Here is a 20,540-nt window from a genome sequence, read left to right on the forward strand (position 1 = left end):
AACATGAAGATTGAAACCCTGGCCGTCCACGGTGGCTATCAGCCTGACCCGACAACCAACGCGGTAGCGGTGCCTGTTTACCAGACCACGTCCTACGCGTTTGACGATACACAGCACGGGGCAGATCTTTTTGACCTCAAGGTCCAGGGGAATATATATACCCGGATCATGAACCCCACCACCGACGTGCTGGAACAGCGCCTTGCGGCGATGGAAGGCGGGGTCGGCTCACTGGCCTTCGGTTCGGGCATGGCCGCGATCACGGCTGCACTCATGACGGTGGCCGAAAGTGGCGACAACATCGTGTCGACCGCGTCACTCTACGGCGGCACGTACAACCTGTTCGCCCACACGCTGCCGAACTTTGGTATCGAGGTGCGGTTTGTTGACGCCGACGACCACGCTGGCATGGCGGCAGCGATGGACAACCGCACCAAGGCGGTTTTTTGTGAATCGATCGGCAACCCGGCTGGTGATGTGATGGACCTCAAAGCGCTGGCGGATATCGCCCACAGTGGCGGCGCGCCCCTGATTGTCGACAACACCGTCCCCTCGCCTTACCTGTGCCGACCCTTCGAGCATGGCGCCGATATTGTGATCCACTCGCTGACCAAGTATCTCGGAGGCCACGGCACCACCATCGGCGGCGTGCTGATCGACTCCGGTAAATTTCCCTGGGCAGACCACGCAGAGCGCTTTCCGAAGTTCAACGAGCCCGATCCGTCCTATCACGGCGTGGTCTACGCCGAAGCGCTGGGCGAGGCGGCGTTTATCGGCCGCGCCCGCGTGGTGCCGCTGCGCAACATGGGTGCCGCCATTTCACCCTTTAACAGTTTCCTGGTGCTCCAGGGCATCGAGACGCTCCCGCTCCGGATGGACAAACATTGCGAAAACGCGGTGGCGGTTGCCAACCATCTTAAGTCGCACGACAAGGTGGGCTGGGTCCGCTACGCCGGACTGCCCGATCACCCCCACCACGGCCGAACCCAGCAATACACCAGCGGCAAAGCTTCGGGCATCCTCACCTTCGGGCTGAAGGGCGGCCGAGAGGCGGGTACGAAGTTCATCGACGCCCTGAAGCTGATCGTCAGGCTGGTCAACATCGGGGACGCCAAGTCGCTGGCCTGTCACCCGGCCTCAACTACCCACCGTCAGCTCAATGAGGAGGAGCTGGCGAAGGCGGGCGTGAGTGAAGACCTCGTGCGTCTGTCGGTGGGTATCGAGCACATCGACGACATCCTTCAGGATATCGATCAGGCGCTGGAACACTGCTGACAGAGCCATAGTTGCAGCGGCTGGCGGCGGGCCTTGACGGCCCGCACGCCGGCGTGTCCCAATGCCCGACTGATCAAGCCACCGGAAGCTCGTACAACCTCATGTCAGAACGTTTTGAAACCACCGACCGCTATGTGGTCACCGAAGATCTGAAAATGGCGGTCAACGCCGCGGTTACCCTTGAGCGACCCATTTTGGTCAAAGGCGAACCCGGCACCGGCAAAACCCAGCTCGCTTACGAGGTGGCACAGTCCCTCGGCAAAAACCTGATCCAGTGGCACATCAAATCCACCACCAAGGCCCAGCAGGGGCTGTACGAATACGACGCGGTCGCCCGCCTGCGCGATAGCCAGCTCGGTGACGACAAGGTTCACGACATCAGCAACTACATCGTGCAGGGCAAGCTATGGGAAGCGTTTGACGCGGAAGCGCAGCCGGTGCTGCTGATCGACGAAATCGACAAGGCCGACATCGAGTTTCCCAACGACCTTTTGCTTGAGCTCGACCAGATGTCATTTTACGTCTACGAGACCCAGCAGACGGTCAAAGCCCGTCAGCGGCCCATCGTGATTATCACGAGCAACAACGAAAAGGAGCTGCCGGACGCGTTCCTGCGCCGCTGCTTCTTCCACTACATTCAGTTCCCTGACGAGGACACGATGAAGCAGATCGTCGAGCTGCACTATCCGGGGCTGAAAAAGGAGCTGCTCAACGAAGCGCTAAACGCCTTCTACAAGCTGCGCGATGTTCCAGGCCTCAAGAAGAAGCCCAGCACCTCGGAGCTTCTCGACTGGATCAAGCTGCTGCTGGCCGAGGACATCCCGCCGGAGGCGCTGCGTACCGACGACAAGCGCAGCGCCATCCCGCCGCTGTATGGTGCGCTGCTGAAAAACGAGCAGGACGTCCATCTGTTTGAACAGCTGGTGTTTCTGGACCGACGCAACCGCTCCTGATGCTCCTGAAGTTCTTTTTTATGCTGCGCGATGCGGGCCTGAAGTGCTCGATCACGGAATTGCTGACCCTGCATGAATCCATGAAGCTCGGGGTCGCCGGCCACAGCATTGACAATTTTTACTACCTGGCGCGTTCATGCCTGATCAAAGACGAGACGCACTTCGACCGCTTCGATCAGGTGTTTGCCGCCCACTTCCGCGGCATCGAGTCAGCCTTCGCCAAGCTCGGCAGCACGGAGCTGCCCGAGGAGTGGCTTCGGCGGCAGGCGGAGCTCGATCTCACCGAGGAGCAACGAAGGCAGATCGAAGCGATGGGTGGCTTCGAGGAGCTGATGAAGGCGCTGCGCGAACGGCTGGAGAAGCAGGAGAAGCGTCATCAGGGCGGCAGCAAGATGATCGGGACCGCCGGCACCTCGCCCTTCGGCGCCTACGGCTACAACCCCGAGGGCGTGCGCATTGGGCAGGACCGCAGCCGCCACCGTCGGGCGGTCAAGGTCTGGGACAAACGCGAGTTCCGCAATCTAGACGACTCGGTTCAGCTGGGCACGCGTAACATCAAGGTGGCACTGCGCAAGCTCCGACGGTTCGCGCGGGAGGGAGCGCAGGATCAGCTGGACCTGGACGATACGATCCACAGCACCGCCCGCAACGGCGGACTGCTCGACATCAAGATGGTCCCCGAGCGGCATAACGCGATCAAAGTCCTACTGTGCCTGGACGTGGGCGGCTCGATGGATGACCACGTGCGCATCTGCGAAGAGCTCTTCTCCGCCGCGCGCAGCGAGTTCAAGCACATGGAGTACTTCTACTTCCACAACTTCACTTACGAGAGCTTTTGGAAGGACAACCATCGACGCCACAACGAGCGGATCGGTCTGATGGAAGTTCTCCATAAGTTTGGTCCCGATTACAAACTGATTTTTGTCGGCGACGCCACCATGAGCCCCTACGAGATCAGCTATCCCGGCGGCTCGGTGGAGCACTGGAACGAAGAAGCCGGTGCCGTGTGGATCCGCCGCCTGCTGGAGCACTACCGCAAAGCCGTCTGGCTGAACCCCGAACCCGTGCAGCGCTGGGAATACACCCCATCGATCAAGATGACGCGCGAGATCATGGAAGACCGGATGTATCCGCTGACCCTCAACGGGTTGGATAACGCCATCAAAGCCCTGCGATGAGGGTGCCTGACGCGGTCACCCGGGCGCTTCAGGACGCTCGCAGCATCGGCGTGCTCACGGGCGCCGGCGTTTCCGCGGAGAGCGGTATTGCCACCTTTCGTGACGCGCAAACGGGCCTGTGGTCACAATTTCGTCCCGAGGATCTCGCAACACCCGAAGCCTTTGAGCGCGACCCCGAACTGGTCTGGAAATGGTACGCCTGGCGCCGTGAGCAGGTGACGGAAGCTGACCCCAATCCAGGGCATCGGGCCCTCGCTCAGCTACAGCAGCTGCGCCCTACCCACATCGTGACGCAGAACGTTGACGGGCTTCATCAGCGGGGTGGCGCGAAGGACGTGATTGAGCTGCACGGGAGCATCATGCGCACGCTCTGTCACCGAACGTTAGAACCGGTCGACGACGACTACCTGGCAAAGCAGACCGCCCTCCCGCCACCTTCGCCCCATCACCCTGACGGACTCTGCCGTCCGGGCGTCGTCTGGTTCGGCGAGGCGCTGCCCGGGGTTGCTCTGCAGCGAGCCTTCGATATCGCAGAAGCCAGCGACGTCTTTATCTCTGCCGGCACGTCAACGGTGGTTGAGCCCGCCGCTTCTCTGCCGCTTGCGGCCAAGCGCGCCGGCGCTTTCCTGATTGAAATCAATCCCGCGCAGACGCCACTGAGCCCCCATTGTGACGCCACGCTGCTCGGGCCCTCCGGCGAGGTTTTGCCTCAGCTGGTGGAATCCCTCGCAACGACCTGACGGTATAATTACGCCATGAGCATTCCCCAAACCATGCAGGCCCTCGTCAAGCGTGAGGCGGGCCCAGGCATCTGGCTCGAAGAGGTTCCTGTACCTGAGGTCGGCACCAACGATGTGCTGATCCAGCTGGAAAAGACGGCCATCTGCGGCACCGACGTGCACATTTACGCGTGGGATGAGTGGTCCAGCCAAACCATCAAGCCTGGGCTGGTCATCGGCCATGAGTTTGTCGGCCGCATCGCCGCGCTCGGCCCAGGCGTCGTGGGTTATCAGGTCGGGGAGCGGGTCTCCGCTGAAGGCCACGTGGCGTGTGGGGTCTGCCGCAACTGCAAGCGAGGCAAGCAGCATCTGTGTCCCTACACCGAAGGCATCGGCGTCAACCGCAACGGGGCGTTTGCTGAATATGTTGCCGTACCGGCATCCAACCTGTGGCGGATTCCAGAAGCGGTGCCTTCCGAGCTGGCGGCGTTTTTTGACCCCTTTGGCAACGCGGCGCACTGCGCGCTGAGATTCGATCTTGTTGGCGAAGATGTTTTGATCACCGGCGCCGGACCCATCGGCATCATCGCCGCGGGCATCTGCCGCCACGTGGGGGCGCGCAATGTGGTTGTCAGCGACGTCAACGACTACCGGCTGGAGCTGGCGGCCAGTATGGGGGCCAACCGAACGGTGAACGTCACCCGCGAATCGCTGCAGGAGGCCACCAGCGAGCTCCAGCTGGAGGGATATGACGTTGGGCTTGAGATGTCGGGTAACGGTCAGGCCTTCGACGACATGCTCGAACTGATGTACCCCGCCGGCAAAATCGCCATGCTGGGCATCCTGCCACGCGAATCGCAGGTCAACTGGCACCAGGTGATTTTCAAAGGCCTGGAGCTGCATGGCATCTACGGTCGGCTCATGTACGAGACCTGGTACAAGATGACCCAGATGCTGCTGACCGGCTTTCCCTTGGAAAAAGTGTTGACTCACCAAATCCCCATCAGCGACTACGAACAGGGCTTTGCCCTGATGCTGGAAGGACGCTGCGGGAAGGTGGTCTGTGACTGGAGTGAACGGGCATGAGCGCTGCGCAGGACCGATTGAAACTCGAACTAAAACAGATTCAGGCTGACGGCCTGTACAAAACCGAGCGGGTGATCAGCACCCCGCAGCGCGTCGCCATTGTGGCTGACGGCCAGGAGGTGTTGAATTTCTGCGCCAACAACTATCTCGGGCTAGCCGACCATCCCGAGGTGATTGCGGCAGCCCACCAGGCGCTGGACGAGCACGGATTCGGTCTGGCCTCCGTCAGGTTTATCTGCGGGACCCAGGATCTTCACAAGCAGCTTGAGCGGCAGATCAGCGAGTTTTTTGGCACCGAGGACACCATCCTCTATCCCTCGTGCTTCGACGCTAACGGCGGGCTTTTCGAAACAATTCTGGGGCCCGAGGACGCGGTCATTTCCGATGCCCTGAACCACGCGTCAATCATCGACGGCATACGGCTTTGCAAGGCCCAGCGCTACCGCTATGCCAACAGCGACATGGCGGATCTGGAAACGCAGCTCAGGAATGCGGCTGACGCCCGAACCCGGCTGATCGCCACCGACGGCGTCTTTTCGATGGACGGGTACATCGCCAAGCTGGACCAGATTTGTGAGCTTGCTGAGCGCTACGACGCGCTCGTGATGATCGACGACTGTCACGCCACCGGTTTTGTCGGTCCGACAGGTCGGGGTTCAGCAGAGCACCACGGCGTCATGGATCGGGTCGATATCTTTACATCCACCCTGGGCAAAGCGCTTGGGGGAGGCTCCGGCGGGTTTACCACCGGACGCCAGCCCGTGATCGACATGCTGCGTCAGCGATCGCGCCCTTACCTCTTCTCCAACACCCTTGCACCCGCGATTGTCGGTGCCAGCATCAAGGTGTTTGAGCTTATGGACTCAAGCGACGGCCTTCGCCGACAGCTCAACGAGAACACGCGCTATTTTCGGGAGCAGATGACGGCCGCCGGGTTTACGATCCTGCCCGGAGAGCACCCGATTTGTCCGGTCATGCTGGGTGACGCTGAGCTATCCCAGGAGATGGCCCGCCGCTTAATGGACGAAGGCATCTACTGCATTGGCTTCTTCTACCCCGTCGTGCCGAAAGGTCAGGCCCGCATTCGGCTGCAGATCTCGGCGGCCCACACGCGGGAGCACCTGGATCGGGCTATTGCGGCCTTTGGCAAGGTGGGTAATGCACTTGGGGTTGTTTAGCTAATCCCTGCGAAGCGAACGCCAGAATGGAGCTAGCCGGACCTGTCGTATGCCTCTGTCACCCAAGCTTTGACTTCCCTGTCGAAGTCCGAGGCAGACTCGAGGCGGACCCGGTGGCTGCACATGGCGTTGTAGCTCTCCAGGCGACCTTCGGCAGGGTCGCCCTTGAGAGCGAGGCCCAGATCGATCCGGGTCTTGGTGGCCGGGGTAACCAGCGCAAACTGCTTTTTTCGCCGCAGGCTGACGCTGCCCTTCTTGGGCGCCACCTCCACGTCCGGACCCAGCGCGGCGGCGAATTTCACGATGGCGTCATGCAGGGGCCTGAGGCCCGCTTTCGGGCCAGCGTACTGGGCCGCAACCAGGTCAACGGGTTCGGCAACCTTGAGGCTTTCCGAAGCAATCAGATTGGCGAAGCCATGGGTGATACCGTGTTCTGACTTGAGCATCTTGACGACCTGCCCGTGTTTCCCCAGACCGCTTTGGGCAACCATTTTTTTCCATTCTTCCAGGTTCTTACCGGTTTTAACTGGGAGATTTTTGAACATTGTTTCGAGCTGTTTTTCAACGCTGGACATGACTTCTCCTCAAAGTTCCATGATCTTTTCGAACGACCAGTTTTCCGAGCGACAGACCTTCGGCGTCAGCGGCTGAACCAGTCCGATGATGCCCAGCATCAGGCGGCCTCCGAACGTCGGACGGCCGTTCTCCACCACCGACTTGAATGTATTGACGATGAAGGGTCCGCCCTGAGCCATACCTTTCTCGGTTTTGGTGCCCACCGGAACGTTGGTAGTGATGAGCGAAAACTCGACGCCCTCGGCCACCTCTTTAAGTTCATAAGTCACCGTGCACGGTGCATCGTCATGGTTCGTGAATTTGAAGGTATGTGCGTAACGATGCGGCGGGCTGAAGTCCAACACTTTGCCAACCACGCTTCGGTATTTCCCGTTGGTGGTCTGCATCGCCACCGGGGCACCAACCTCAAGCTGTTCGGGGGTCTTGCATACCGCCCCAAAGAAAAATGCCAGGACCTGATCCGTCTTTACCAGCTCCGACCAGACGGTTTCAATCGGTGCGTTGATCACAACCCGGTAGATGGCCTTATTGCTGTCGCTTGTTGTCACTTTTTTTCCTTCGCGGCCTGCTCGGCCGCGTATTTGATGGAGGCCAAACGCTCTGCCCAGTGGCCGCTGTAGTCGTCGGTCCAGCGGTCATAAATCAGCTGGATGGGCATGATGTTGAGATAAAGCCGACGCGACCGGCGGTCTTTTTCGCTGGCAACCAGGCCCGCTTTTTCCAGGACACCAAGGTGATTCATGACGGCAATGCGGCTGACGTCGAAATGAGACGCCAGCTGGCCAACGGTCAAGCCGGGATGCTCGCGGAGCAAATCCAGAATGGTCCGCCGGGTTTCATGCGCTAACGCCTGGAAGATGGAATCCATACTGTTACTAGTCAACATGTAATTACATTATTACATATTGAAATACAGTTCAAGCCCGACCTTGAGGCATCGAATCACGGTGCCAGTTGCACCGCCGACAACAACACCTGGCGAGTGGGTTCTTTAGGAGTTTTGAGTCTCCGCGAGCAGGTCACCCTGCGCGGGGAAGTACGAGCGGGTTCGATTGGCCAGAGCAACCAAGGACAGCATGACCGGCACCTCCACCAGCACGCCAACCACCGTCGCCAGCGCAGCGCCGGAGTCAAGGCCAAACAAACTGATGGCTACAGCCACAGCCAGTTCGAAAAAGTTGGACGTGCCAATGAGCGCCGCGGGCGCCGCGGTCTCAAAAGGCACGCGCCACCAGTACGCCCAGCCGTACGCGACAACAAAGATGCCATAGCTCTGAATGATGAGCGGCACAGCGATCAACGCGATCACCCCCGGCTGCCCGAGGATTTTCTCGGCCTGAAAACCAAACAGCAGCACTACCGTAGCGACAAGTCCGACGACGGAGAAAGGCTTGATCCGATCGGTGAATGCAGCGACCCGTTCTGGCTTTTGAGCCGAACCCAGCAGTCGCCGAGTGACGTAGCCGGCCACAAGCGGCGTGACCACGTAAAGCAGCACCGACAGCAGCAACGTCTGCCAGGGCACCACCACCTCCGTGATACCAAGCAGCATCGCGGCCAGCGGCGCAAAAGCAAAGACCATAATCAAATCGTTAATCGACACCTGAACCAGCGTGTAGTTGGCATCCCCGCGCACCAGCTGGCTCCAGACAAACACCATCGCCGTACAGGGCGCAACACCCAGCAGGATCATGCCCGCGATGTACTCCCGGGCCGTTTCCGGCGCAACGAGGCCAGCAAAGAAATATTCAAAAAGCAATACGCCGAGGGCGGCCATGGAAAAGGGTTTGATCAGCCAGTTGACCACCAGCGTGATGCACAGCCCCCGGGGACGGCGCCCGACGTCGCGTAGTGACGCGAAGTCTACGTTCACCATCATCGGGTAGATCATGGCCCAGATCAGGACCGCGACTACCAGATTGACGCTGGCATATTCAACGCCCGCAACGGCCTCAAAAACACCCGGAAACTGGGCGCCCAGCGCAATACCTGCAGCAATGCCGAGGCCAACCCACAGGGAAAGCCAGCGTTCAAAGAGCCCCATGGGGGAGGCGTCCGTGTTCATCGGTTGTTCCCTGCGTATGATTTTAGGCGGTGGAGGCTGTCAGGCGCTCAGCAGCAGCGGGTTGACTCAGGCTGACCTTGATCAAGCTCGTGACGCTCGTGCCCATAGACCGCCGTGCGACCGTGGGTCAGGAACGTCTCCCAGGCCACGCCCTGCGGGTCGGTGATCCATCGTTTGGTGGATCGGGCATAGCAACAGGTTGTGGTTCCCTCATCGAGAATGGCGCCGTTGGCCGAGTCCAGTCGCTGGTAAACCTCCTCCAGCTCGTTCTCATCTTCAACCTGAATGCCGAGGTGGCTGACCCCTTGGCTACTGGCGCGCGTGCTGACCGCAAAATTGATCCGAGGATCGTCCAGCATCCAGCTGGCGTAGTCCTTTTCGATGACCTCTGGGTCCGCCGCAAAAAGGGTTGTGTAAAACCCGATCGACGTCTGGAGGTCTTCTACGTCCAGGTGTACGTGGAGTCGTTTCATCAGTGATTCCTCTTCTGTTGTGCGGGCTCAGCGCCTTGAACTGGACAGCAGGCGGTCAGGACGCTGTCGATGGCCGGCGAACACACCTCCGGTTGTCCCTGACAGCAGTCCTCAAGCAAAAACGCCAGCAGCTCCCGCGTGCCGGCGAAGTCCACCCGATAGATGATGCTTCGGCTTTGGCGCCGGGACGTCACCAGGCCGCTCCTCGCCAGGCAGGCCAAATGACTGGACAGCGTGTTGTGAGGCACGCCCAGCTCTCGCGCGATGTCACCAGCGGCCATTCCCGTTTCGCCGGCTCTGACGAGCAGGCGAAAGGTCGCGAGTCGACTTTCTTGTGCCAGCGCGCCCAGCGCGTTGATGGCGTTTAATAAATCCATATGTCGACGATAATCGACATATGGAAATAAAGCAAGGCTCTTTGCTAATTCGATAGAAAAACGCGACGCGGAACGCGCCACTTAGAGGGTCTCAGCCTTCGATTTGTGCCTTCACCCAAGGCACCACGCTGTCGAGCGCCGTGGCGAGATTGCCGGGCTCGCTGCCACCGGCTTGAGCCATGTCCGGTCGACCACCCCCTTTACCACCCACCTGTGCAGCCACGTGATTCACGAGATCACCCGCCTTGACCCGGTCGGTGGTATCAGCGGTTACGCCGGCCGCAAGCTGCACCTTCGCGTCGTCAGCCACGGCGAGCACAATTGCCGCGGTCTGAAGCTTGTCTTTCAGCTTGTCGACCATTTGCCGTAACTCCTGCGGCTTAACCCCCTCCAGCCGGGCTGCCACAACCTTGATGCCACCGACATCAACGGCCTGCTCAGACAGATCACCGCCCGCTTTGCTCGCCAGACTCGCACGAGCGGCAGCCAGCGCTTTTTCCAGCTCGCGCGACTTCTCCATAATCTGCCGCACCTTCGCCGGCACGTCCGCCGCGGAGCCTTTAACCAATGATGCCGCCTCACTGAGCGCGGCCTCCTGGCTCGCAACATAGTCGAGCGCGCCGTCGCCGGTCACCGCCTCGATACGCCGAACACCCGCCGCGATCCCCGATTCGCTCACGATCTTGAGCAGACCGATATCCCCCACCCGCTGGACGTGCGTACCGCCGCAAAGCTCGATGGAGAAATCGCCAAAGCGAAGCACGCGAACCTCGTCGCCATATTTCTCGCCGAACAGCGCCATGGCGCCGGTTTCGAGCGCCTGGTCAAAGCTCATCAGGTTGACGTCCGCGGCAGCGTTAGCCCGAATCTCCCGATTCACCATGCGTTCAAGCTGCAGGATCTCGTCGGGCGTCACCGGTTCAAAATGCGAGAAATCAAAGCGGAGCCTGTCTGGCGCCACCAACGATCCCTTCTGCTCCACGTGCTCCCCCAGCACCTGTCGCAACGCCGCGTGCAGCAGGTGCGTTCCGCTGTGGTTCAGGACAATGGCTTCGCGGCGTGCCACGTCGATACTGGCGTTAACCACTTGCCCCACGGACAGCTCACCCGATTTCAGCCTGCCGATATGCGCGTGGTGCACACCGGCCAGTTTCTGGGTGTCGTCAACGGTAAAAACCAGTCCGTCACCGGTCAGAGCGCCCTGATCACCGACCTGTCCACCCGATTCGGCATAAAACGGCGTCTGGGTCAAAAAGACCGTCGCTTCCACGTCACCGGCGACGCGTGCCACCGACCGACCGTCCACCATCAAGCCGGTCACCTGCGCGGAAACCCCTTCCAGGTGCTGGTAGCCCAAAAACTCTGGCGCCGGTAGGTTGGCCAGCAGCTCGCCGTCCACGGCGCCGCCGGTCTTAAACTGGCTGGCGGCCTGGGATTGTTTGCGCTGCACGTCCATAGCGGCATCGAAGCCCGGCTGATCCACCGTCAGGCCTCGCTCGCGGGCCACATCGGCAGTCAGGTCCACAGGAAAACCGTAGGTGTCGTAGAGTTTGAAGGCGGTGTCTCCTGGAATCTGCTCGCCCGAGAGCCCAGCAATGGCGTCGTCCAGCAGCTTCATGCCGTTTTCGAGCGTTTCGGAGAAGCGCTCTTCTTCGGTTGTCAGCACACGCTGAACGAAGGCCACCTTGGCGCGGAGTTCCGGGTACGCTTCGCCCATCTGCGCGTCGAGCGCTGGCACCAGCGCGGCAAAGAAGGGCCCTTTCTGACCCAGCTTATAGCCGTGCCGAATCGCGCGCCGGATGATGCGGCGCAGCACATAGCCGCGACCCTCGTTAGCCGGCAGTACGCCGTCGACAATGAGAAACGCGCAGGCGCGAATGTGGTCGGCGATGACCTTCAGCGAGTTGTCGTCCCGATCATCGGTGTCGGTGAGCTCCGCCGCAGCGGTGATCAGGACCTGAAAGGTGTCCGTTTCGTAGTTGGAGTGTTTGCCCTGCAGAATCGCCGCCAGGCGCTCCAGCCCCATGCCCGTGTCCACACAGGGTTTGGGCAGCGGCCGCATCTCGCCGCTGGCGTCGCGGTCGAACTGCATGAATACCAGATTCCAGATCTCGATAAAGCGATCGCCGTCTTCATCCGCTGACCCCGGCGGGCCGCCGGCCACATGATCTCCGTGGTCATAAAAAATCTCTGAGCACGGACCGCACGGCCCGGTGTCGCCCATGGCCCAGAAGTTGTCGCTCTCAAAAGGCTTGCCCCCGGGCTTATCGCCGATGCGTAGGACCTTATCCGGCGATATGCCCATCTTGCCGGTCCATAGATCAAACGCCTCGTCATCGCTTTCATACACGGTGACCAGCAGCTTTTCTTCCGGAAGCTTGAGCACCTCCGTCAGGAACTGCCAAGCGTAGGCGATCGCTTCCTCTTTGAAATAGTCGCCGAAGCTGAAATTGCCCAGCATTTCAAAGAACGTGTGATGCCGCGCGGTGTAGCCCACCTCGTCCAAATCGTTGTGCTTGCCTCCGGCCCGCACGCAGCGCTGCGACGAGACCGCCCGCTGGTACGGTCGCTGCTCCGCGCCCAGAAACACGTCTTTGAATTGCACCATGCCGGCGTTGGTGAACAGCAAGGTAGGGTCGTTGGCGGGCACCAGCGGGCTGCTGGCCACCACCTGATGTTCGTGCTCGGCAAAAAATTGAATAAAGCTGGCCCGAAGGTCGGAGCTACTGGTCATGGAACAATGATCGGCTTATCGGATAACAGTGCGGATGATATCGTGGCTGAAGCCCCGCTGCGCAAGGTATTTTTGCTGCCGGGCCCGCTCTTTGGCGCTCTCCGGCGACACGGACTTAAACCGTTTGTGCCACGCCGTCTGCGCCGCTTCCTGCCAGCTTTCCGCCTCCAGCGCCAGGCTCACCAGCGCTGACGGGACGCCCCGCTGCCGAAGCTCCATCCGCACCCTTTGAGGTCCATAACCCTGCCGCGCCCGCCGTCGACAGAACGCCTCGCTGAAACGCTCGTTGCTGATCAGATCGTTGCGGAGCAGCCATTCCATGGTGTGCTGCGCCACGTCGCTGGGAAATGCCCCCTGCTGCTCAAGCTTTTGGCGCATCTCGCCGGTGGCATACTCCCGGCGAGATAACCAACCGACCGCCCGATGCCTGGCCTGACGAAACGCTTCGTCAAACTCGGCTTCCGGATTGGTCTCAGAACGCTGCTGCGGTACCTCGTCCGACAGCTTCAGGCCTCTTCGGGCGTGGGCTCAGCGTCCTGATCCATCTCAACGTCGCTGCCCAGCAGCTCAGCGCGGATCCTGCCCTCAATCTCAGCCATCAGATCCGGATTGTCCTTGAGGAAGTTCCGCACGTTGTCTTTACCCTGGCCAATGCGGTCGCCGTTGTAGGAATACCATGCGCCGGCCTTGTCCACGATGTTGTGCTCGACGCCCAGGTCGATCACCTCACCCTCGCGCGACACGCCCTCTCCGTAGAGAATCTCAAATTCGGCTTTGCGGAACGGCGGGGCGGTTTTGTTTTTCACCACCTTGACCCGCGTGTCGTTGCCGATCACCTCATCGCCCCGCTTCACCGCGCCAATGCGGCGGATGTCCAGGCGAACGGAGGAATAGAATTTCAGCGCGTTGCCGCCGGTTGTGGTCTCCGGGCTCCCGAACATCACGCCGATCTTCATGCGGATCTGGTTGATAAACATCACCAGCGTGTTTGACCGCTTGATGTTCGCGGTGAGCTTCCGCAGCGCCTGAGACATCAGGCGGGCCTGCAGGCCGACGTGCGAGTCGCCCATCTCACCCTCGATCTCCGCCTTCGGCGTCAGGGCTGCCACCGAGTCGACGACGATGATGTCGATAGCGCTGGACCGCACCAGCATGTCGGCAATTTCGAGCGCCTGCTCGCCGGTGTCGGGCTGAGACACCAGCAGATCGTCGATATTGACACCGAGCTTCTCTGCATAGCTGGGATCGAGCGCGTGCTCCGCGTCGATAAATGCCGCGGTGCCGCCAGCCTTCTGGCATTCGGCGATCGCCTGCAAAGTCAGCGTTGTCTTACCGCTGGATTCCGGACCGTAGATCTCGACGACGCGGCCTTTCGGGTACCCACCAATACCCAGAGCCACATCGAGCTTCAATGATCCGCTGGAGATGACGTCGATGTCAGCCGCGGTCTCGTCGCCCATGCGCATGACTGCGCCTTTGCCGAACTGCTTTTCAATCTGGCCTAGAGCTGCTGCCAGAGCGCGCTTTTTGTTGTCTTCCATTGATACCTCGAAACTGTGGTGGGGGGTTGGCGGGAAAGCGTGTCATTATCCCACAGCCCTTCAGTTTTGGGTATCAGTCAACCTCCGGTAAAAACGTCAGTTTTCGCTCAGATGCCGGGTCAGCGCCTGCTGTAAGTGATTGAATGCAAAGGCGACCGACTGGCGCCTGACCTGTTCTCGGTCGCCGTCGAAGCGACACCTTTCCGCCCAGCAGCGGCCAGCCAGGAAAAAACCAAACCAGACCAGCCCCACCGGCTTTTCTTCGCTGCCGCCACCGGGGCCGGCCACGCCGCTGACGGCGATGGCGGCATCGCAGGCGCCAAGGGCCGCCGCCCCCTGCGCCATGGCCCGCACAACCGGCTCGCTCACGGCACCATGCGCGGCTAGCACCGCTTCCTCCACACCCAGCAAGCGCGTCTTGAGCGCATTGCTGTAGGAGACCACCCCGCCCTCAAACCAGTCGGAGCTGCCCGCCAGGTCGGTGGCGGCCTTGGCCATCCAGCCCCCGGTGCAGGATTCGGCGGTCATCAGCCGGATGCGCGCCTCTTGCAGCGAGCCGGAGAGCCTGCGGGCATATTCGGAAAGCGACGGTTCCTGCATGATCGGGTGCCTCCTGGGGGCCGCTTACTGTACACTTTCGCCTCCCCGATCCGAAGACTGACAGGCCCCGCCCGACGTCCACTATGCCCTCCACAGCGACCCAAAAACCGGCCGCGAACACCGCCGGTCACACGCCGCTGATGAAGCAGTATCTGGCGATCAAGGCCGAGTTTCCCGACATTCTGCTGCTCTTTCGTATGGGGGACTTCTACGAGGTGTTCTTCGAGGACGCTCGGCGCGCCGCCAGCTTGCTCGATATCACGCTGACCAAACGTGGCGTATCGCCGGACGGCCAGCCCATTCCGATGGCAGGCGTGCCGTATCACGCGGTGGACAACTACCTCGCCCGGCTGATCCGTCTGGGTGAGTCCGCTGCCATCTGCGAACAGGTTGGCGACCCGAATACCGCGAAAGGGCCCGTCGAGCGCAAGGTTGTCCGGGTCGTCACGCCGGGGACCGTCACCGACGAAGCGCTGCTGCCAGACCGGCAGGACAACTTTCTGCTGGCCGTTGCGGGGAGCAACCCAATCGGCCTGGCTTGGCTGGACATGGCGAGCGGACGCTTTCATTTGATGGAGGTTCCGGATCAGGAGGCGATGCTGGCAGAGCTGGAGCGCCTCGATCCGGCTGAGGTGCTCACCAGCGAAGACGCTTCCCCGCCGAAGCTGCTGACCCGGGGCCGCGGCCACAGCACCTTGCCGCCATGGCACTTCGAACGCGACGCCGCCGAGCGCGCGCTGTGTGAGCATTTTGCGACGCGCGATCTCTCGGGCTTCGGCTGCGATGCCTTGAGTGCCGCCCTCGGTGCCGCCGGCGCCCTGCTCCAATACGTCAAACAAACGCAGCGAAGCGCCCTCCCCCACCTGTCGAGCCTGCGGGTTGAACGGCGCGACAGTCTGCTGGCAATCGACGCCGCCACCCGGCGCAATCTCGAGCTGACCCAGCACCCGGAAGGACGCGATGCACATACGCTCGCGGGCGTCCTGGACAGCAGCGTCACCCCCATGGGATCCCGGATGCTGCGCCGCTGGCTCGGCCAGCCGATACGCCGGCAGCAGACGCTGAAACTCCGCTATCAGGCCATTGAGGTGCTGCTGATCAACGGTCGCTTCGAATCGCTCCGCGAGGTTCTGCGGGCGGTTGGAGACATCGAACGAATCATCACCCGGATCGGTCTCAGGAGCGCGCGGCCGCGCGATCTGGCGACCCTGCGCGACGCGCTGGGCTTGCTGCCGGAGCTTGCGCCGCAGCTGGCTGCCCTCGACAGCCCAAGAATTGCGGAACTGGCCATCGCCACCGCACCCCAGCCGGCGCTTCAGGATTTGCTGACGCGAGCACTGGTGGAAACGCCGCCCGTGCTGATCCGCGACGGCGGCGTGGTGGCGGAAGGTTTTGACGCTGAGCTCGACGAGCTGCGAAACCTGTCGCGTGACGCCAACCAGTATCTGGACGACCTGGAGCAGCGCGAGCGAGAGGCCTCCGGCATCGCCACGCTGAAGGTCGGCTACAACCGGGTTCACGGCTATTACCTGGAGGCCGGTCGGCAGTATGCCGATCAGATTCCGGCGCACTACACCCGGCGCCAGACGCTGAAGGCCGCGGAGCGCTACATCACCGAGGAGCTGAAATCGTTCGAAGACAAGGTGCTGTCGAGCCGCGAGCGGGCGCTTGCGCGGGAGAAAGCCCTTTACGAAAACCTGCTGGACCAGCTCAACGAAGCGCTTCACGCGCTGGCGGGATGTGCCGAAGCCGTCGCAGAGCTCGACGTGCTGTGCAGCTTTGCTGAGCGGGCTGAAACCCTCAACTACACCGCGCCGACGTTGGTCGACGAACCCGGCCTGCATATTGTCGATGGCCGACACCCGGTGGTGGAGGTGGTCTCGGACAAGCCGTTCCAGCCCAACAATTCGATTCTTGAGCCCGGCCGCCACATGCAGATTGTGACCGGACCCAATATGGGCGGTAAATCGACCTATATGCGGCAAACGGCCCTGATTGTGCTGCTCGCCCACGTCGGCAGCTTTGTTCCCGCGGCCCGGGCAGAGCTCGGGCCTGTGGATCGCATCTTCACCCGCATCGGCGCGGGTGACGACCTCACGCGCGGCCATTCAACGTTTATGGTGGAGATGACCGAAACCGCCAACATCCTGCATCACGCCACCGATCGCAGCCTGGTGCTGATGGATGAGATTGGCCGGGGCACCAGCACCTACGACGGACTGGCGCTTGCCCGAGCTGTTGCCGAGTCTCTCGCCCAGACCCGTGCGTTGACCCTCTTTGCCACGCATTACTTCGAGCTCACCAGCCTGCCCGAGCTGCTTGAGGGCGTGGTCAACGTCCACCTCGACGCCGCTGAACATGGCGACAGCATCGTGTTCCTGCACACCGTCAAGCAGGGGCCAGCCAACCGCAGCTACGGGCTGCAGGTTGCGGCGCTCGCCGGTATCAACGCCGCGGTGGTGGCCCGTGCCCGGACCCTGCTGTCGGAGCTGGAAGCGGGCGCCATTGACGCGGCCCAAGGCCGTTCTCAGCAGCTGTCGCTTTTTGCCTCGACGCCCACGCAGGCCGCAGAACCGCCAGCGCCGGATAAGCGTGCTGTCGATCCGCTGCGAGAAACGCTCCAGGAAACCGATCCCGATCAGCTCACCCCGCGGCAGGCCCTGGAGCTGCTCTACCAGCTTGTGGACCAGGCCAAAGACTGACGAGACACGTCGCAACCCCTTGCGGTGCGATACACTAGCGGGCTTACGCGAACACCGCCGTCCGGGGCGCCACCCACAACACTCGAGGCAAGCAATGAGCGAAGACATTCTGGTATTTGCAGACCCGGAAGAGGTCAAGAAAGAACTGGCGATGACGCCCCCGGAGTCAGTGCAGGCGGAAACCGGGGCCGACCCCGAACTCGAAAAACAGGCCGACGCTCTGGTCGAAAAGATTCTGGCCATGGATCCCGCCAGCGATGCGGCCACCAACGCCAAAAACGCCATCGAGAACATGGGCATGGATCTCCAGGAGAAAGCATCCAACCGTAGCGCCATGCTGCAGGAGCCCATTCGCAAACTGACGGCGCGGGCCGACGACGGCGGTGAGGTGGCCAATGCGCTGGTCGATCTGAAGCTGCAGGTCGAGGAACTCGATCCGGGCAAAGTCGACCTGGAGCCCGGCTGGTTTGCGCGGCTGCTGGGCATGATTCCAGGCGTTGGAACGCCAATCAAACGCTATTTCACCAAGTTCGAGTCTTCGCAGACCGTCATCGACGCCATCATCCGGTCGATGGAGGACGGTAAGGAACAGCTGGTCAAAGACAACACCACGCTGGCAGAAGACCAGAAGTTCATGCGGGACGTTACCCGCAAGCTCGAAAAGGCCATCAAGGTGGCTCAGCTGCTGGACGCCAAGCTGACGCACCGCGTGGAACGCGAGCTGACGGGTTCACCCGACCGGGCGCGGTTCATCCAGGAGGAGCTGCAGTTCCCGCTGCGTCAACGGATCATGGACCTGCAGCAGCAGCTCGCCGTCAACCAGCAGGGCATCGTCACCCTGGAAGTGGTGATGCGCAATAACAAGGAGCTGGTGCGCGGCGTTAACCGGGCGCGACACGTCACCGTCAACGCGCTGCAGGTGGCGGTCACGCTCGCGGTGGCGCTGGCCAATCAGAAGATTGTGTTGGACAAGGTGCAGGCGGTGAACGAGACCACCTCCGATCTGATTGCGGGCACGGCCGAGCGGCTGCGCCAGCAGGGCACCGAAATCCACAAGCAGGCGTCGTCATCCCAGATTGACATGGATGCGCTCAAGAAAGCCTTTACCGACATCCACGCTGCGCTGGATGATATTTCGGCCTATCGCCAGGAAGCGCTGCCCAAGATGGCGGCCACCATCAAAGAAATGGACGTCATGACGGCCGCCGGCGAGAAAAAGATTCAGGAGATGGAGCGAGCCGAAATCGCCGCCGAGGACGTCTTCGAGATCATCCCGGACGACGAGAACTTCTAGGCGTCGCGCTGCCAGGATCGCGGCATACCCGCAACGCATTAGCGGGCCTCGGGGTCTCCTAGTAGTCGAGCTCAGTAGCTACCGGGAGGACCTTGCCATGTCAAAGACCGTCGCTGTCGCCAGTCTTTCATTTTTTTGTCGCGTCGTCGCTGCCGCCTGCCTAGCAACCGCGTGCCTTGCGGCGCCGATAACGGTTGCGGCTCAGTCACAGGTTCAGAGCACAATCAGCGCGGTGACGGTCTATCCGCGGGGCTCGGAGATCACCCGGCGCGCCAGCGTCAGATTGGAGGCCGGCAGTCAGACCATCGTATTAGTCGGGCTCTCGCCCCTGATTGATGAGCGGCAGCTCAACATGTCGGTCAGCACAAGTGGGGTTGAGCTGGGTGATATCCGGCTCAGCAGCGTGGAACAGGTCGATACCGCAAACGTTGACGCCAATCGACTTGAGGCAAAGCTGACAGCGATTCGAGACGACATCGCCGCACTGAACGACGCGATCGCCACCGCACGGCTGCAGCTCCAGCTGCTGGAAAGTGTCGCCAAGGGCCCCTCCGATGTGGGAGCCGGGACGCGCTCAGGCAACGCAACAGATCTCGCGGCAACCGTCGATTATCTCGGCGAAGGCGCCAGCCGTGCCTATCAGGCTATCCGCGATCACCAGCGAGAACAGCGGGAGCTCAAAGCTCGCGAAAATCAGCTGGAACGCGACCTGGCCAAAGCGCAGGAACAGGAGCGCCGGTACGCTCAGCTGGAGGTTGGCCTGTACTCCCCAACACTGGTAGAAACCACGCTGGAGCTACAGTATTTTTTCGAACGAGCTGGCTGGCAACCGACCTATGAAGCCAGGCTGGACAGCAGCCAGCCTGAGCTCGCGCTGATTCAGAAAGCCCGCGTTTACCAGGCCAGCAACGAGCCCTGGGATTCAGTGGCGCTAACGCTCGCTACGAGCCGTCCGGGCGGCGAGCTTCAGGCGCCGAATGTCGGCAGTGAGACACTTGAGCTACAAGATCCAATGGCCGCGGTACGTGCGCCGTCGGCCGTATTGGAGGAAGTAACCGTAACGGGGGGCCGGAGAACGAGCCCAAGGAATCTCAGACAAAAACCAGACCTGGATCGCGCCCCTGTTGATATGGACGCCGGCAACTTTGCTACCAGCTACCGGCTTTCCGGCCGCGTGAGCATCGGCAACCGCCGCGACGACAGTAGCGTTTTCGAGCTGACGCGGTTTGAGGTGGAGCCGAAACTGATCACCACCGTTGTACCGCGTTCGTCCCTGACCGCTTTTTTGACGGCGCGTTTTGTCTATACCGGCCCTGCCAGACTGGCCGGCGGCGACCTGCGTATCTTCGTCGATGGGCGCTACAGTGGGGTGACTCGTATCAGTGCACTGAATCGAAACGCGGATGTCGTTCTACCCATGGGCGTGGACCCCAGCATCGAACTGAAGGTCAACGACCAGTTCGGTGCGAGCAGGGACCAAGGTTTGCTCGGCAAACGTCGACAGGAGAGCACCGATTACCTGTTCACATTGGTCAACCGACGCGACGGTGAGTCACAGGTTGAGGTACTTGACCGAATTCCAGTGGCGGTGGATCGCAGCGTCAAGGTGAGCGTCCCGGACACCGCAACCGAGCCCGCCGCGACGGACATCGATGATCTTGGCGGTGTTTTGGCTTGGCGCAAAACGCTGGGCAGAAACGAAACGTGGACCATCCGACACCAGTACAGCATCACCTACCCCGCCGACCAGGAGCTGGTGCGGCGAGTCATTCGGAACTAGCGGGCGCTG

At 61.4% G+C, this 20,540-nt stretch carries 19 protein-coding genes; 9 read left to right on the forward strand and 10 right to left on the reverse strand.

What is annotated here, in order from left to right; all coding sequences use genetic code 11:
• Positions 1-3: 3 nt before the first annotated feature.
• The 6 genes from AAF358_07675 (at position 4) to kbl (ending at position 6,389) form a co-directional block, all read left to right on the forward strand.
• Positions 4-1,275 (forward strand): aminotransferase class I/II-fold pyridoxal phosphate-dependent enzyme, encoded by a 1,272-nt coding sequence (locus AAF358_07675; protein MEM7705414.1) that lies wholly within the window; start codon positions 4-6, stop codon positions 1,273-1,275.
• Positions 1,276-1,376: 101 nt separating this feature from the next.
• On the forward strand, positions 1,377-2,228 hold the full coding sequence (locus AAF358_07680) for a MoxR family ATPase (protein ID MEM7705415.1): 852 nt from the start codon (positions 1,377-1,379) through the stop codon (positions 2,226-2,228).
• Positions 2,228-3,406: a VWA domain-containing protein gene (locus AAF358_07685; GenBank protein ID MEM7705416.1), complete on the forward strand. Its 1,179-nt coding sequence runs from the start codon at positions 2,228-2,230 to the stop codon at positions 3,404-3,406. Before AAF358_07680 ends, AAF358_07685 begins: the two co-directional genes overlap by 1 nt.
• On the forward strand, positions 3,403-4,146 hold the full coding sequence (locus AAF358_07690; protein MEM7705417.1) for an NAD-dependent deacylase: 744 nt from the start codon (positions 3,403-3,405) through the stop codon (positions 4,144-4,146). Before AAF358_07685 ends, AAF358_07690 begins: the two co-directional genes overlap by 4 nt.
• A 33-nt stretch (positions 4,147-4,179) precedes the next feature.
• Positions 4,180-5,211 carry an L-threonine 3-dehydrogenase gene (gene tdh, locus AAF358_07695; GenBank protein ID MEM7705418.1) on the forward strand — a complete coding sequence of 344 codons (1,032 nt, stop codon included), beginning with the start codon at positions 4,180-4,182 and terminating at the stop codon, positions 5,209-5,211.
• On the forward strand, positions 5,208-6,389 hold the full coding sequence (gene kbl, locus AAF358_07700) for a glycine C-acetyltransferase (protein MEM7705419.1): 1,182 nt from the start codon (positions 5,208-5,210) through the stop codon (positions 6,387-6,389). The genes tdh and kbl overlap by 4 nt, the downstream gene beginning before the upstream one ends.
• Positions 6,390-6,421: 32 nt before the next feature.
• On the opposite strand, the gene AAF358_07705 is transcribed toward kbl, so the two are convergent.
• From AAF358_07705 to AAF358_07750, 10 genes are all read right to left on the reverse strand, one after another.
• Positions 6,422-6,964, reverse strand: a complete 543-nt coding sequence (locus tag AAF358_07705) for a DUF5655 domain-containing protein (protein ID MEM7705420.1) — start codon at positions 6,962-6,964, stop codon at positions 6,422-6,424.
• A 9-nt stretch (positions 6,965-6,973) separates the two neighbouring features.
• Positions 6,974-7,513, reverse strand: coding sequence for an SRPBCC domain-containing protein (locus AAF358_07710; GenBank protein MEM7705421.1), 540 nt, complete (start codon positions 7,511-7,513; stop codon positions 6,974-6,976).
• Positions 7,510-7,833, reverse strand: a complete 324-nt coding sequence (locus tag AAF358_07715) for a helix-turn-helix transcriptional regulator (GenBank protein ID MEM7705422.1) — start codon at positions 7,831-7,833, stop codon at positions 7,510-7,512. The genes AAF358_07710 and AAF358_07715 overlap by 4 nt, the downstream gene beginning before the upstream one ends.
• A gap of 123 nt (positions 7,834-7,956) precedes the next feature.
• The gene (arsB, locus tag AAF358_07720; protein MEM7705423.1) at positions 7,957-9,030 is read right to left on the reverse strand and encodes an ACR3 family arsenite efflux transporter; all 1,074 of its coding nucleotides are present in this window, start codon (positions 9,028-9,030) and stop codon (positions 7,957-7,959) included.
• Positions 9,031-9,077: 47 nt separating this feature from the next.
• Positions 9,078-9,503, reverse strand: a complete 426-nt coding sequence (locus tag AAF358_07725) for an ArsI/CadI family heavy metal resistance metalloenzyme (protein ID MEM7705424.1) — start codon at positions 9,501-9,503, stop codon at positions 9,078-9,080.
• On the reverse strand, positions 9,503-9,880 hold the full coding sequence (locus AAF358_07730; GenBank protein ID MEM7705425.1) for a helix-turn-helix transcriptional regulator: 378 nt from the start codon (positions 9,878-9,880) through the stop codon (positions 9,503-9,505). The genes AAF358_07725 and AAF358_07730 overlap by 1 nt, the downstream gene beginning before the upstream one ends.
• A 91-nt stretch (positions 9,881-9,971) precedes the next feature.
• Positions 9,972-12,614 carry an alanine--tRNA ligase gene (alaS, locus tag AAF358_07735; GenBank protein MEM7705426.1) on the reverse strand — a complete coding sequence of 881 codons (2,643 nt, stop codon included), beginning with the start codon at positions 12,612-12,614 and terminating at the stop codon, positions 9,972-9,974.
• Positions 12,615-12,629: 15 nt separating this feature from the next.
• Positions 12,630-12,992, reverse strand: a complete 363-nt coding sequence (locus tag AAF358_07740) for a regulatory protein RecX (GenBank protein ID MEM7705427.1) — start codon at positions 12,990-12,992, stop codon at positions 12,630-12,632.
• Between the two features lie 128 nt (positions 12,993-13,120).
• The gene (recA, locus tag AAF358_07745; protein ID MEM7705428.1) at positions 13,121-14,155 is read right to left on the reverse strand and encodes a recombinase RecA; all 1,035 of its coding nucleotides are present in this window, start codon (positions 14,153-14,155) and stop codon (positions 13,121-13,123) included.
• Positions 14,156-14,251: 96 nt separating this feature from the next.
• Positions 14,252-14,755 (reverse strand): nicotinamide-nucleotide amidohydrolase family protein, encoded by a 504-nt coding sequence (locus tag AAF358_07750; GenBank protein ID MEM7705429.1) that lies wholly within the window; start codon positions 14,753-14,755, stop codon positions 14,252-14,254.
• Positions 14,756-14,838: 83 nt separating this feature from the next.
• Here AAF358_07750 and mutS point away from each other — a divergent pair, with 83 nt between their 5' ends.
• The 3 genes from mutS (at position 14,839) to AAF358_07765 (ending at position 20,531) form a co-directional block, all read left to right on the forward strand.
• Positions 14,839-17,457, forward strand: a complete 2,619-nt coding sequence (mutS, locus tag AAF358_07755; GenBank protein ID MEM7705430.1) for a DNA mismatch repair protein MutS — start codon at positions 14,839-14,841, stop codon at positions 17,455-17,457.
• Positions 17,458-17,551: 94 nt separating this feature from the next.
• Entirely contained in the window at positions 17,552-18,751 is a 1,200-nt protein-coding gene (locus AAF358_07760; GenBank protein ID MEM7705431.1) for a toxic anion resistance protein, read from the forward strand.
• A 97-nt stretch (positions 18,752-18,848) separates the two neighbouring features.
• The gene (locus AAF358_07765) at positions 18,849-20,531 is read left to right on the forward strand and encodes a mucoidy inhibitor MuiA family protein (GenBank protein ID MEM7705432.1); all 1,683 of its coding nucleotides are present in this window, start codon (positions 18,849-18,851) and stop codon (positions 20,529-20,531) included.
• Positions 20,532-20,540 lie beyond the last annotated feature (9 nt).

The sequence above is a fragment of the Pseudomonadota bacterium genome, assembly GCA_039033415.1.
Lineage (GTDB): Bacteria > Pseudomonadota > Gammaproteobacteria > Xanthomonadales > SZUA-38 > JANQOZ01.